This window comes from Sulfuritalea sp. (assembly GCF_031426875.1).
Taxonomy (GTDB): Bacteria; Pseudomonadota; Gammaproteobacteria; order Burkholderiales; family Rhodocyclaceae; genus Sulfuritalea.
In genome coordinates this window covers 18,418-31,951 of record NZ_JASJPC010000031.1, presented here as the reverse complement: position 1 = coordinate 31,951, position 13,534 = coordinate 18,418, and the positions used below count along the sequence as shown (strand labels likewise).

The 13,534-nt window shown below is 64.3% G+C and carries 10 protein-coding genes; 1 reads left to right on the top strand and 9 read right to left on the bottom strand.

Annotated features, from left to right (window positions below; all coding sequences use genetic code 11):
• Positions 1-102: 102 nt before the first annotated feature.
• Positions 103-1,146: an SPFH domain-containing protein gene (locus RMO95_RS14455; RefSeq protein WP_310451346.1), complete on the bottom strand. Its 1,044-nt coding sequence runs from the start codon at positions 1,144-1,146 to the stop codon at positions 103-105.
• Positions 1,147-1,166: 20 nt separating this feature from the next.
• Entirely contained in the window at positions 1,167-1,571 is a 405-nt protein-coding gene (locus RMO95_RS14450; protein ID WP_310451345.1) for a DUF350 domain-containing protein, read from the bottom strand.
• Between the two features lie 210 nt (positions 1,572-1,781).
• On the opposite strand from RMO95_RS14450, the gene RMO95_RS14445 reads away from it, so the two are divergent.
• Positions 1,782-2,948, top strand: coding sequence for an acyl-CoA dehydrogenase family protein (locus tag RMO95_RS14445; RefSeq protein WP_310451344.1), 1,167 nt, complete (start codon positions 1,782-1,784; stop codon positions 2,946-2,948).
• A 2-nt stretch (positions 2,949-2,950) separates the two neighbouring features.
• Here RMO95_RS14445 and RMO95_RS14440 read toward each other — a convergent pair whose 3' ends face one another.
• The 7 genes from RMO95_RS14440 to RMO95_RS14410 all read right to left on the bottom strand — a co-directional run bounded on the left by RMO95_RS14440 (position 2,951) and on the right by RMO95_RS14410 (position 13,523).
• Positions 2,951-5,827 (bottom strand): hypothetical protein, encoded by a 2,877-nt coding sequence (locus RMO95_RS14440; RefSeq protein ID WP_310451343.1) that lies wholly within the window; start codon positions 5,825-5,827, stop codon positions 2,951-2,953.
• 177 nt (positions 5,828-6,004) lie between these two features.
• Positions 6,005-7,333, bottom strand: coding sequence for a PAS-domain containing protein (locus tag RMO95_RS14435; RefSeq protein WP_310451342.1), 1,329 nt, complete (start codon positions 7,331-7,333; stop codon positions 6,005-6,007).
• Positions 7,334-7,570: 237 nt separating this feature from the next.
• Entirely contained in the window at positions 7,571-8,749 is a 1,179-nt protein-coding gene (locus RMO95_RS14430; RefSeq protein WP_310451341.1) for an ABC transporter substrate-binding protein, read from the bottom strand.
• A gap of 44 nt (positions 8,750-8,793) precedes the next feature.
• On the bottom strand, positions 8,794-10,662 hold the full coding sequence (locus tag RMO95_RS14425; protein ID WP_310451340.1) for a long-chain fatty acid--CoA ligase: 1,869 nt from the start codon (positions 10,660-10,662) through the stop codon (positions 8,794-8,796).
• Positions 10,663-10,785: 123 nt separating this feature from the next.
• Positions 10,786-11,565, bottom strand: coding sequence for an ABC transporter ATP-binding protein (locus RMO95_RS14420; protein ID WP_310451339.1), 780 nt, complete (start codon positions 11,563-11,565; stop codon positions 10,786-10,788).
• Positions 11,566-11,676: 111 nt separating this feature from the next.
• A complete protein-coding gene (locus tag RMO95_RS14415; RefSeq protein ID WP_310451338.1) occupies positions 11,677-12,450 on the bottom strand; it encodes an ABC transporter ATP-binding protein in 774 nt (257 codons plus the stop codon).
• Positions 12,447-13,523 (bottom strand): branched-chain amino acid ABC transporter permease, encoded by a 1,077-nt coding sequence (locus RMO95_RS14410; protein ID WP_310451337.1) that lies wholly within the window; start codon positions 13,521-13,523, stop codon positions 12,447-12,449. The genes RMO95_RS14415 and RMO95_RS14410 overlap by 4 nt, the downstream gene beginning before the upstream one ends.
• Positions 13,524-13,534 lie beyond the last annotated feature (11 nt).

Genomic DNA, 13,534 nt, shown 5'->3' with positions numbered 1-13,534 from the left:
ACAGAGGGCACAGAGAAAGGCAAAGGCTGCCTCATGGGGATCTCTGTTGCCTTCCCGCGAAGCGGTATCCAAGGCACGCAAGGCGCTCTGTGGCAAATGCTTTTACCCAAGCTTCTTCAGCAGTTCCGCCTTCTTCGCATCGAACTCGGCTTGCGAGAGCATGCCCTTGCCGACCAGGCCGTGCAGCTTTTCTATGGTGGCGACGATCTCGTCGGCCGAGACCGGTGCCGCTGCCGCAAGAGTTGGCGCTGGCGCTACGGCGGCCGGGGCTGCAGCGCCAGGGTTCAGCGACTGCGCCATCGAGGCCGCGACCTGCTGGCCGACGCCGAAGCCGACGCCGACGCCGGCGCCCAGGCCCGCCAGGCCGCCTTCGTTGGCCGCCGCCAGCGGGATCGCCTCGGCGGTCTGGAACTGCGTATAGGCCTGCATGCCGCCCATCATGTTCACGCCGATGCGCTTGTCGAGCATGGCCTGCAGTTCCTCGGGCAGCGAGATGTTCTGCACGTTGAGGCTGTCGAGCTGGAGGCCGAAGCTCTGGAACATCGGCTCCATCTTGGCCTTCAGCGCATTGCCGAACTCGACCTGGTTGCCGGCCATGTCGATGAAGGCCACGCCGGATTCACCGAAGATGTCGGCAATGTGGCCGACGATGGTGTTGCGCAGCTGGCCTTCGAGCTGCTCCGAACTGTAGCTGTCGAGCGTGCCCGAGATCGTGGTGTGGAAGGCCTTGGGATCGGTCAGGTGGAAGGCGTAGATGCCGAAGGCGCGCAGCCGCACCATGCCGAATTCCTTGTCGCGGATGGTGACCGGGTTCGGCGTGCCCCACTTGCGGTCGATCTTCTGGCGTGTGGAAAAAAAGTAAACGTCGGACTTGAAGGGCGACTCGAACAGCTTGTCCCAGTTCTTCAGGTAAGTCAGCACCGGCAGCGTCTGCGTGGTCAGCTTGTACATGCCGGGGCCGAAGACGTCGGCCACCACGCCTTCATTGACGAACACCGCCATCTGCGATTCGCGCACCGTCAGGCTGGCGCCGTGCTGGATCTCGAACTCGGCCATGGGGAAGCGCCAGGCCATGGTTTCGCCGTCGTCCTCGGTCCATTGGATGATGTCGATGAACTGTTTCTTGATGAAGTCCATGAGTGCCATGAGGATCTCCCTTTATAGTGTCAGTAAGTCATGCAGGCGGCATTGATCAGGCCGACGGTGAGCGACAGCACCGCGACGAAAGTCGCCGGCGCCACGCGGTCGGCGGCGATGTCTTCCCTGAGCGTCGGCAGCGCCACGCGCGCCACGCCCCAGGCCAGCAGTTGCACGATGCCGGCGATGATGCCCCACACCGCGAGATCCGCCAGCGTGTCGCTGTGGGCAATGACGTTGGCAATGGGCAGGGCAAAGCCGAGTATGGCGCCGGACAGCGAGATGGCGGCGGCGGTGTTGTTGTTGCGGATCAGGTGGATCTCGTCGTAGGGCGTGACGTAGAGATAGATCGCGACGAAGGCGACCAGCAGCACGATGGCGGCGCCGAGGTAGGCGAGGAAGTTCGGCAGCGTGGCAAGAAAGTGGGCGGGCATGGGAGGCCTCCAAACGGTATGGCATTGTCTGTCAGGAGTCCCGCGCGATCAAGGGGCGGCTTGCTGGTAGTCAGTCAACAAGGAAAAGGCGCATTCTCTGTAGGAGCGAGCTTGTTCGCGATAAGCCGTTGTCGCGAGCAAGCTCGCTCCTGCATCCATCGGTTTCAACATGTCTGCGTACTGGACTGGCAGCACCGAAAGGGAGAAATCATGATCGACCTGCAGAATTACGGCTTCGACCAGCAGCACCAGCAGATCTACGACATGGCCTGGCGCTATGCACGCGAACGGCATCATCCGCTGCTGCGGCGCATGGACGACGAGGACTGGTTTCCCGAAGACGAGTATCGCCGCATGGGCGAAGTCGGCCTGCTCGGCACCACGGTGCCCGAGGCGCTGGGCGGGCCGGGGCTCGACCTGGTGTCGCAGTTCTTCATCGGCGAGGCGCTGTCCTACTGGAACAACATGCTCGGCGCGAGCTGGGGCGCCAGCGAGAATCTCTGCGTGAACAACCTGGTGCGCAATGCCAGCGCCGAACAGCAGGCGCGCTTCCTGCCGAAGATGCTTTCCGGCATCGGCGCCCTGGGCCTGACCGAACCGGGTGCCGGTTCCGATGCGCTGGGCTCGATGCGGACCACGGCACGCCGCGACGGCGACCACTATGTGCTGAACGGCCGCAAGATGTTCATCACCAACGGCCCGGTCGCCGACCTGCTGCTGATCTATGCCAGGACCAATCCGGAGCGCGGCCAGCACGGCATCTCGGCCTTCGTTGTGGAACGCGGCACGCCGGGTTTCGCGGTGACGCAGAGCCTGAAGAAAATGGGCTGGCGCGGCAGCCCGACCGGTGAGTTGCTGTTCGACGATTGCCGTGTGCCGGCGGCCAACCTGGTCGGTGGCGAGGACAAGGGCGTCAAGGTGGTGATGAGCGGGCTCGACATCGAGCGCGTGTTCTTCAGCGGCCATGTCATCGCCATCGCCCAGCGTGCGCTCGATCTGTCGCTCGACTACGCGCGGACACGGGTCCAGTTCGGCCAGCCGATCGCCGGTTTCCAGCTGGTTCAGGGCATGCTGGCCGACATGTACGCGGCGCTTGAATCGGTGCGCGCCTTCTCCTACCAGCTGCTCAAGGAAATCGCCGGCGCCGGAGAGGCCGGACGCGGCGAGATCCACAAGCGCGCCGCCGCTGCCGTGCTCCATGCCGGCTACATGCTGAAGATCGTGCTCGACCATGCCGTGCAGATTCACGGCGGCAACGGCTTCATGTGGGAGACCGAGGTGAATTGCCTCTACCGCGCCGGCAAGCTGATCGAGATCGGCGCCGGCACCACCCAGGTGCGGCAACTGATCATCGCCCAGGAGCTGCTTAAAGCTTGAACTCAGCGCTGGTACTGCGGTGCGGCGAGAGACCCGCCCACCCGCAGGCTTGCCGTGCGCCGCTCGCCGGTGGTCTGGACTTCGATATTGACGCGGCCATTCACTACGCGATTGGCGTCGACGCCCAGCGCAGCCTGAGCCTTCAGGTCTCGGGCCACCAGGTTCAGACCCGAAAATTCGATGCGCTGCGAATCCGAAAAGAAATCCCCCTTGAGGGACTCGAAGCGGAACTGCTCGCCCAGGCCGCGGTTCTGCACCGCCTTGTCCAGGTCTATGCCGGCAAGCAATCCCCGGCCGATGTTGAAGCTGCCGCTTGTCCGGGCGCGCGCAACAAGCTCCCGTGGACTCGCCGCCTCGGCGACGATCGCCGCGCTGCCGTTGACGCGACCTTCCAGAATCCATGCCGGCGCCAGTCGGGTGGCATCGATGAGCCGGCCCTCGAGTTTGGCGGCGGCTCGCCAGCCGCCCTGCCAGGTGAGGTTGCCGTTGCCGGCGAGTTCGCCGTCGAGCAGCCTGGCCGAGAACTCCGTGACCACCAGGCTGGCCGGCATCAGGTCGGCCTTCAGTGCGACTTCGCTCAGCGGCAGGCCGGGGCCCAGGAGCCAGCGCAGATGCGTCGCGCCGAGCGTGAGCCGCCACTGGTCCTCCCGCTGCATGTCCAGGCTGAGCTTGGCGGATTCGGCATCTTCGCCCTGCGCGGATATCTTCATCAAACGCCCGTCCCGATAGGATGCCCGGAGATTCAACGGCGGCATGCCCTGGGCATCGGCCGCAAACACCAGGCCGGTGGCGGTGAGCTCGCCCAACTGCAGCAACTCCGTGGTGGATGCCTGGGCCAGCAGCTTAAAGGCAATCGACGGCGGCACCTGGGGTCGATCCAGGTGAATCGAGTGAAACTGAACCGGCGCCCCGAATAGGCCGAACAATGAGGTCCCGAGCCCGACCCGGGCGATTTTCACGGCGTCCGCTTCGGAGCCTATCGTGACGTCGTCGAGCCGCCATTGCGGTCCCGTCAAAATCCAGAACTTGGCGCTGCCGGCCTTCACGGGAACGCCGAACAGCTCGGCGGCGGTCTTTTCGAACTCGATCCGTTTGCCTTCGAAGGAGTAGAAATTCAGCAGCGTCAGACCCAGCGCCAGCGGCAGGAGCAGGCCGAAAACCGTCGGCAGGATGACGCGGCGCCGTTTCGCGCTGCGTTGCCGGATTCTTTCCCGGATGGCCTCGCGGTCGCGTTCCTCCTGCTCCAGGCGCGCCCTCTCTTCCGCTTCCTCGCGCGCCTTTTTCTCGGCAATGCGGCGCAGCCGTTCTTCTTCCTCGCGCCTGGCCTTTTCCTCGGCTTCGCGGCGAGCTCTCTCTTCGGCTTCGATCCGTGCTCGCTCCTCGGCCTCGCGGCGGGCTATTTCCTCGGCTTCACGCCTGGCCTTTTCCTCGGCCGCGCGGCGGATTCGTTCTTCTTCCTCGCGGCGCGCCCTTTCTTCGGCTTCGATACGCGCACGCTCCTCGGCTTCGCGCCGGGCTTTCTCTTCTGCCTCACGGCGGGCCTGCGCTTCGGCTTCGCGCCGCGCCTTCTCCTCGGCCTCGCGGGCGGCTCGTTCCTCGGCTTCGCGCCGGGCTTTTTCCTCGGCCTCGCGTCTGGCCAGCTCTTCGGCTTCGCGCCTGGTCTTTTCCTCGGCCGCGCGGCGGATGCGTTCTTCTTCCTCGCGGCGAGCCCGTTCTTCGGCTTCGATCCGCGCACGCTCCTCGGCTTCGCGCCGGGCTTTCTCTTCTGCCTCACGGCGGGCCTGCGCTTCGGCTTCGCGCCGCGCCTTCTCCTCGGCCTCGTGGGCGGCTCGTTCCTCGGCTTCGCGCCGGGCTTTTTCTTCGGCCTCGCGTCTGGCCAATTCTTCGGCTTCGCGTCTGGCCTTTTCCTCGGCCTCGCGGCGGGCTATTTCCTCGGCTTCGCGCCTGGCTTTTTCCGCGGCCTCGCGGGCGGCCTTTTCCTGCGCCTTCTGCCGCGCCGCCTCGTCCAGCTGTTTGAGCAGTTCGCTGGTGCTTCCGTCGCGCTGTCCGCGCCGGTTGGCCACCTCGGCACGCAGCTTCGCGGCCGCATCATCCACTTCCTCGGCGGCCTTCTTCTTGGCCTCGCGGACGCGCTCTTCCTCCTGGAGTCGGGCGAGCTCCTCGGCTTCGCGTCGGGCACGATCCTCGGCCGCGCGGCGTGCCAGCTCCTCGGCCTTGCGTTTGGCCTGAGCCTCGGCCTCGCGGCGTGCCAGCTCCTCGGCCTCGCGCTTGCCCTGAGCTTCGGCGTCGCGCCGGACTTTCTCTTCAGCCTCGCGGCGGGCTTTCTCCTCGGCTTCGCGGCGAATTTTCTCCTCGACTTCGCGGCGGACCTTGGCTTCGGCCTCGTGCCGGATTTTTTCTTCGGCTTCGCGGCGCGCTTTTTCATTGGCGGCGTGCCTGGCTCTTTCTTCGGCCTCGTGCTGGGCTTTCTCCCGGGCTTCGCGCTGGGCCTTTTCCTTGGCTTCGCGATGGGCTTGTTCTTCGGCCTTGCGCCGAGCTCTTGCCTCGGCTTCGCGGGCGGTTTTTTCCTCGCCTTGGCGGGCCTTGATCTGCACCGGGCTGCTGAAGTCAAGGCTGTCCAGGCTGCCGCCATCGCCTATGGATTCGTCAGTATCGAGCGAGGCCTCGGGGACATCGCGCAGGTAGCCCTTGTCGACCAGATCGGCCAGGGCGCTGGCGATCCACTCCCTGTCGTCCGGAGCCGCTTCGGCACATTTCGACTCGATCGAGAATAAGCCGTTGCATGCCTTCAGCAGTTCGCGCAAGTCCCTGGACAGGTCGCGCGTTTTCCCGCTTGCCTCACGCAGGCCCTTGGCCGATTTGGTGTACACAACTGCCATTGGCGTCTCCATCCCGGGTTTGAACTGCGGCCCGCGATTTGAATCAGGTCCCGCGCCCAGCCGACCGCAATATTGCTGTACGGCTGCAGTTCATTTCCATGAAAGAATGCTCAGTTCGGATCAATTGTCGAGTCTTGTCGAGTCTTGCCTACCTCGCTGCAACGCGCCGGGCTTCGGCTAGCGGCTCGCGTCGGCGCCAACTTCCGCCAACTCGACGCCCGCCTGCACGCAGTGCACCCGGTTGCGCCCGCTGTTTTTTGCCACATACAGGCCCTGGTCCGCGATGGACAGCAGGTGGTGAACATTATCGACGCCTTCGGCGAATGTTGCGATACCGAGGCTGGCGGTAAAGCCGACATTGCCGGTCCCGGCCTCGACCGAAGCTCCGGCAAACGCCAGGCGTATGCGTTCGGCGACGCGAGTTGCGACCGGCAGCGTGGCCTGGACCAGGATCACCGCGAACTCCTCACCGCCGATACGCCCCGCGATGTCCTCGTCGCGCAGCGCATGCTGGAGTTCGAACCCGACGCGGCGCAGTACCTCGTCGCCGACGGCGTGACCATAGCGGTCGTTGATGGACTTGAACAAGTCGACGTCGATCATCAGCACCGAAATCGACTGGCCGAAACGATGGGCGCGGCGGATTTCCTTTTCCGCGGCTTCGAGAAAGGCGCGGCGGTTGAGCAAGCCGGTCAGGTGGTCCGTGGTCGCCAGCCGTTCGAGCGTTTCCTGGTAGGTCTTGCGCTCGGAAATGTCCTCGGCCAGCAGCACAAAGCCCGTCGGTTCGGCGTCGACCAGCACCGGCACGCCGCGCACCAGCAGCACACCGCCGCCGGCGCGGGGCAGTTCCAGCGCGTGGGCCTCGAAGTTGCCGATGATCTCCATGCGCCGGGCAACCTGCTCCTCGACATTGCCGGGGCCGTAGTCGCCGCGCTCGGCGAAGGTGCGCAAGACGCTGACGAGCGGCATCTGTTTCTCGACGAAACCCGCCGGCAGGCCGAACAGCTTTTCGCTCATGCCGCTCCAATAGACGATGCGCAGATCCTTGTCCATCACCACGACGCCGAAGGGCAGGTTGTCGAGCACGGCCTGGAAATACGATGCGATGCGCCGCAGTTCGTCCTCGGCGTGTTTGCGCTGCGTCATGTCGGTGTAGGTCGACACGAAGCCGCCGTCCGGCAGCGGCACGCCGCGGATTTCGAGCACCGTCCCGTCCGGGCGGATACGCTCGAAAACGTGCGGCAGCATTCTGCGCGCGCGCTCCAGTCCGGACCTGACCAGCTCCTCGGGGTCGCCCGGACCGTACTCGCCGCGCTGCGCGTTGTAGCGCAGCAGTCGGGTCAGGTCGGGCGGCTCGGGCGCGAACAGTTCGTCGGGGAAGTCGAGCAGGCGCTTGATCTGCGAATTCCAGGCGACAAAGCGCAGATCCTTGTCCATCAGGGTCACCCCGCTGGGCAGGTTGTCGATGATGGTCTGAAATAGATGCAGGGTTTCGCTATCGTTCAAGGCCATATTCCTCTCCCTCTTCCGGGGCGGTCTTGATCGACGTCGTCTCCCGGCGCGCGGTCTGCACCGCGCAGGCGCAATGTAACGCTTTCTGGGGGCCTGCGGGCTATTTGCGCGGAAGCCTGCAAGTCTGGCGCCGGATTGCGTTCGCCGCCGCAATCCGGTGCCGCAAACACAACGGGCGCCCTGGTCGGGACGCCCGTTGCTGATTGGCCGCGCCCTTGCGGGCGTGGTCTGCTACTGAGTCAGGTAGTCGGTCACTGCGACCCAGCGGCTGTTCTGGATCTGGCCCACCTTGGACTTGTCGTTGCCCAGGTGCTGCTTGGGCCCGAACTTGTATTCGGGGCTGCCGAACATGTCGCGCGAGAAGGTAGTGCTCTCCAGGGTCTTGATGAAGTTGTCGGTGGTCAGTTTCGGTCCGGTCTTCTTCGCCGTCTGCATGAACATGTCCATCGCCACGTAGCCGTAGGCGGAGAACAGGCCGGGGTCTTCCTTGAACTTGGCCTTGTAGGAAGCGAACCAGTCGCGCACGTTCTTCGAGGAATCGTCGGCATAGGGCACGGCGACCTGATGGAAGGCATACAGCCCGTCCATCGCCTTGCCGCCGAGCTTGTGGATCAGGTCGGTATAGGCCGCCGAGGAGCCGACGAAGTTCGGGTTCCAGCCCATCTTGCGTGCCGTGCCGATGGTGCCGATGGTCTCGCGGATGATGGTGCCGAGCACCACCGTATCGCAGCCCGCCGCTTTCATCTTCGACACCTGCGCCGAGAAATCGGTCGCGCCGCGCTTGAACGAGGTCTTCTCGGCAAAGCTCATGTTGATGTCTTTGAGGCCGTCCTCGGCGCCCTTCAGCACCTCGGTGCCGAAGTCGTCATCCTGGTAGATGACGCAGAACTTCTTGGCGCCGCGCTCCTTGACCATCCATGGAATTCCCTTGCGCATCTGGTTGTAGTAGGGCGCGGCGAAGGAGAACTTCAGCTTGTGCAGCGGCTCATACATTTCGCGCGCCGCCGTCAGCGGGAAAAGGTTCATCACGCCCTTGTCGAACAGGGTCGGGAAGGTGGCCAGATTGACCGCCGTGCCGATGGTGCCGACCATGGCGAAGAGCTTGTCCTGCTGCACCATCTTCTGTGCCGCGAGCAGGCCCTTCTTCGGATCGTAGCCGGAATCCTCGGCGACGAACTTGATCTTGCGCCCATTGATGCCGCCTTGCTCGTTGACTTCGTCGACCCGCATCTGCATGCCGAAGCGCAAGGCCTTGCCGAAGCCGGCCAGCGGACCGGACAGATCCTGGATCGTGCCAATGACGATTTCATTCTTGGTGATGCCCATCTGCTCGGCGGCGAGCGCCGTGGCGCCAGCGCCAACTCCCGCAGCCGCGAGTACCGCTGCCGCCAGTTTCGTGTAACGCTTCATTGTGCTCTCCTCTTTTGCCGGTTGAAACCAACAGTGCCGGCGACCTAGTCGCGATACATCGACTCGATCAGCTCGGCATATTTTTGACTGACTAGCTTACGCTTCAATTTCATGGTCGGGGTCAATTCCTCGTCCTCGGCGCCGAGCTTTTTCTCGATCAGACGGAACTTCTTGACCTGCTCGACGCGGGCGAACTGCTGGTTCACCCGTTCGATCTCGCCGCCGATCAGTTTCTGCACTTCCGCCGAGCGGGTCAGGCTGACATAGTTGGAGAAGGGCACGTCATGGTCCTGGGCGAACTTCTCGACGTTCTCCTGATCGATCATGATCAGCGCCACCAGGTAGGGGCGCTGGTCGCCGATGACCACGGCATCGGTGACATAGGGCGAGAACTTGATCTGGTTTTCCAGCTCGGAGGGCGTGATGTTCTTGCCGCCGGCGGTGATGATGATGTCCTTGAGGCGGTCGGAGATGCGGTAGAAGCCCTCTTCATCGACGGTGCCGACGTCGCCGGTGTGCAGCCAGCCCTCGGCGTCGATGGTCTCCGCGGTCTTCTCCGGCTGGTTCAGGTAGCCCATGAAGACGTTCGGCCCGCGCACCATCAGCTCGCCCGCGGCCGACAGCTTGAGTTCGTTCATCCTGCCCGGCACCCCGATCGAACCGGGCTTGATGCGATCGATCGGCATCGCGGTCGAGCCGCCGCCGGTTTCGGTCATGCCCCAGACTTCCAGCATCGGCACGCCGAGCGCCAGGTACCAGCGCACCAGGTCGGGCGAGATAGGCGCCGCGCCGGTGATCAGCATGCGGCTGCGATGGATGCCGATCAGCTTCCTGACATTGTTCAGCACCAGCGCGCGCGCCAGCCAGTGGGCGAAGTCGAGCCAGCCGCCGATCGCCTGGCGTGCCTCGTAGCGCCTGACTTTCTCCAGGCCGATGCCGATCGCCAGGCGGTAGGCCCACTGCTCGAAGGCATTCGATTCCTTGAGCGCGATGCTGACGCCCGAGTAGAACTTTTCCCAGACCCGCGGCACCGCGACGAACACCGTCGGCGCGATCTCGCGTACGTTCTCGGGAATCGTCTCGGGGTTCTCGACGAAGTTCAGCTTGGTGCCGGTATAGATCGCGAAATAGGCGCCGCCGTTGCGCTCGGCGACGTGGCACAGCGGCAGGAAGCACATGCGCTCGTCGTCCTCGTTCTGCGCGATCACCATGTTGAAGCTCTTCACCGACTGCAGGATGTTGCGATGCGAAAGCATGGCGCCCTTGGGTTTGCCGGTGGTGCCCGAGGTGTAGATCAGGATCGCCAGGTCTTCGCTGCGGCGCGCACTGACGCGCGCGCGCCACTCGGCGGCGGCGGCTTCGGGGCCGACGCGGGTGAGACGCGCGCGGCCCAGTTCGCGCAGGCGGTCGAAACTGATCACCTGTGCGTCGTCGAGATCGCGCAGGCCCTCCATGTCCCAGACCACGATCCGGCGCAGCAGCGGCAGGCGTTCGCGCACTTCGAGCGCCTTGTCGAGCTGCTCGTCGTCCTCGACGAAGAGCAGCACCGAATTCGAATCCTGCATCAGGTATTCGACCTGGCTCGCCGCGTCGGTCGGATAGATGCCGGAACTGATGCCGCCGCAGGAGAGCACCGCGAGATCGGAAAACAGCCATTCCTGGCGCGTATTGCCGAGGATCGAGGTCGTCTCGCCGACCTCGAAGCCGAGCTCCAGCAGGCCCATGCCGGCCTCGCGCACGATCTCGCCCACCGCGTTCCACGACAGGCTCTGCCACAGGCCGTATTTCTTCTGGCGGAACAGCGTCCGCTCGCCGCGCAGCGCCACGGCATTCCAGAACATCTCGGGCAGGTTGTCGCCGGGAACGACGATGCGTTCCTCGGCCCAGTAATGCTTGCCGTCAAGCCGCCACATGGCACAAACCCTTAACCGCTATTAACGCAGAGGCGCAGAGGAAAAGCTCAAACTGCAAGATATGGATCTTCTCTGCGCTCTCTGCGTCTCTGCGCCCTCTGCGTCGAAAGAGTTTCCGCATCGTTACCTCCAAGTCTTCTTCTTCTTCCAGCGTCGCCCCGCGCGCGCGCCGGCAGCCTTGACGCCGAGATAGAACTCCTTGATGTCGTCCTTCTCGCGCAGTGCGGCGCAGGTGTCGTGCATCACGATGCGGCCGATTTCCAGCACGTAGCCGTAGTCGGCATATTGCAGCGCGATGTGGGCGTTCTGCTCGACCACCAGCAGCGTCACGCCGCGCTCGCGGTTGATGCGCACGATGATCTCGAAAATCTCCCGGGTCAGCTTGGGCGACAGGCCCAGGCTCGGTTCGTCGAGCAGCATCATGGTCGGGCGGGACAAGAGTGCGCGGCTGATCGCCAGCATCTGCTGCTGGCCGCCGGAGAGCTGGCCGGCCGGCTGGTTGGTGCGCTCTTTCAGGATCGGGAAATAGCCGAAGACGTCCTCGATGTCCTTCGCCACGGCGTCCCGGTCGGCCGCCGGCCGCGTGTAGGCGCCCATCAGCAAGTTCTCGCGCACCGTCAACAGCGGAAAGATCTCGCGCCCTTCCGGCACGTGGACCAGGCCCTGGCGCACGATCCAGGCCGGATCGCGGCCTTCCAGCTTGTCGTTCCTGAAGACGATGCTGCCCTTCTGCGGATCGAGGATGCCGGAAATGGTTTTCAGGACCGTGGTCTTGCCCGCCCCGTTGGAGCCCAGTACGGTGACGATGGCGCCCGTCGGCACCGCCAGCGAGACGCCGCGGATCGCCTTGACCGCGCCATAGGCGGCCTCGACGTTGTTGAGCTGGAGGATGGGATCGGACATAAGGTCAAACCTTTTAGCCACAGAGGCCACAGAGGCCACAGAGGCCACAGAGAAAACCTCTGTGAAGTTCTTCCTCTGTGTTCTCTGTGTCTAACGCTTTGCTTTTGAAGTTCATGCCTCCACCCCGCCCAGATAAGCCTCGATCACGCCCGGATGCGCCTGGACTTCCTCGGGCGTGCCCAGCGTCAGCACCTCGCCCAGGTTCAGCGCCAGGACTCGGTCGGAGACGCGCGAGACCAGGCTCATGTCGTGCTCGACCATGACCACGGTAATCCCCAGGTCGTGCTTGATGTCCTCGATCCAGAAGCCCATGTCCTCGGTCTCTTCGGTGTTGAGGCCCGAGGAGGGTTCGTCGAGCAGCAAGAGGCGCGGCCGCATCGACAGCGCGCGCGCCAGTTCGACTACCTTGCGCACGCCGTAGGGCAGGCCGACCACCATGCTGTCGCGGTAATGCTGAAGGTCGAGGAACTCGATGACTTCCTCCACCTGGCGACGGAATTCGAGTTCGGCGCGGCGCACCGAGCCGGTGAACAGCAGGTCCTGCCACCAGCCCGTGTGGCGATGGCAATGGCGGCCGACCAGCAGGTTCTGCAATACGGTGGCATGCTCGAACAGCTCGATGTTCTGGAAGGTGCGGGCGATGCCGTGGCGCGCCACGACATGCGGCGGCATGCGCGAAATCACCTCGCCCTCGAAACGCACCTCGCCCGAAGTGGGTCGGTAAAGCGCCGAGACCAGGTTGAAGATGGTGGTCTTGCCGGCGCCGTTGGGGCCGATCAGGGAGAACACCTCGTTCGGCCAGACATCGAAGGAGACGTCGTTCACCGCCTTGAGGCCGCCGAACTGCACGGACAAGTTGACGGCCTGCAGCATCGGCGTCGTCATTTCATCCGCTCCGACTTCATATAACTTTTCTGCCGCCTGAACATGCCCTTGCGATAGAACGGAAAGATTTCGAGGAAGGTGCGGAATTTCAGCCAGCGCCCATAGAGCCCCAGCGGTTCGAACAGCACGATGGCGACCAGGATGATGCCGAAGACGGTCGGCTGCAATCCCGTCTGCTGGCCCAGCGCTTCCGGCAGCCAGTCCTTGCCGGTGACGATCAACTGCTGCACGACGAACCAGAAGGCCGGGCCGAAGATCGCGCCCTGGATCGAACCGAGGCCGCCGATCACCACCATCATCAGCAGTTCGATCGACTGCAGGAAGCCGAACTGGTCGGGCGTGATGAAGCGGATCTTGTGCGCGTAGAGCGCCCCGGCGATGCCGGCCAGCGCCGCCGAGAGGGCGAAGGCGACGGTCTTGTAGTGCGCCAGGTTGATGCCCATACTCTGCGCCGACACCTCGGAATCGCGGATCGCGACGAAGGCGCGGCCGGTCGGACTGCGCAGCAGGTTGAGCACGCCGAGCACGCAGAGCACGGCAATGAAGCTGACCAGGTAGTAGAAGTTGGTGCCGTCGTCGAAGTCGATGCCGGCGATGACCAGCTTGTTCAGCTGGAGTCCGGCATTGCCGCCGGTGATGGCTTCTGCGCTGACCACCGCCTGTTCGAGGATGAAGCCGAAGGCCAGCGTGGCGATCGACAGGTAGAGGCCCTTCACGCGCAGCGCCGGCAGGCCGATCATGATCCCCGTGATGCCCGCCACCAGCGCCGCCAGCGGCAGGGAAATCACGAAAGGCCAGCCGTTGGCCTGCAGATAGGCCTCGGTGTAGGCGCCCATGGCGAGGAAGCCGGCATGGCCCAGCGAGACCTGGCCGGTGAAGCCGGCCAGCAGCATCAGGCCGAGGCAGACGATGGCATAGATGCCGATGAAGGTGATCTGCGACAGCGTGTATTCCGACAGCAGCCAGGGCGCGGCGACCAGCGCCACGGCCAGGGCGGCGTACCAGAAGCGCTGGCCGCCATGCCTGAACAGCGCGATGTCCTGTTCGTAACGGGTCTTGAAGAGGAAGTGCATGCGCGGTCCCG

Coding starts and splice junctions, on each gene's coding strand:
- RMO95_RS14445 (WP_310451344.1), top strand. CDS start 1,782: ATGATCGACCTGCAGAATTACGGCTTCGACCAGCAGCACCAGCAGATC.
- RMO95_RS14450 (WP_310451345.1), bottom strand. CDS start 1,571: ATGCCCGCCCACTTTCTTGCCACGCTGCCGAACTTCCTCGCCTACCTC.
- RMO95_RS14410 (WP_310451337.1), bottom strand. CDS start 13,523: ATGCACTTCCTCTTCAAGACCCGTTACGAACAGGACATCGCGCTGTTC.
- RMO95_RS14440 (WP_310451343.1), bottom strand. CDS start 5,827: ATGGCAGTTGTGTACACCAAATCGGCCAAGGGCCTGCGTGAGGCAAGC.
- RMO95_RS14430 (WP_310451341.1), bottom strand. CDS start 8,749: ATGAAGCGTTACACGAAACTGGCGGCAGCGGTACTCGCGGCTGCGGGA.
- RMO95_RS14455 (WP_310451346.1), bottom strand. CDS start 1,146: ATGGCACTCATGGACTTCATCAAGAAACAGTTCATCGACATCATCCAA.
- RMO95_RS14420 (WP_310451339.1), bottom strand. CDS start 11,565: ATGTCCGATCCCATCCTCCAGCTCAACAACGTCGAGGCCGCCTATGGC.
- RMO95_RS14415 (WP_310451338.1), bottom strand. CDS start 12,450: ATGACGACGCCGATGCTGCAGGCCGTCAACTTGTCCGTGCAGTTCGGC.
- RMO95_RS14425 (WP_310451340.1), bottom strand. CDS start 10,662: ATGTGGCGGCTTGACGGCAAGCATTACTGGGCCGAGGAACGCATCGTC.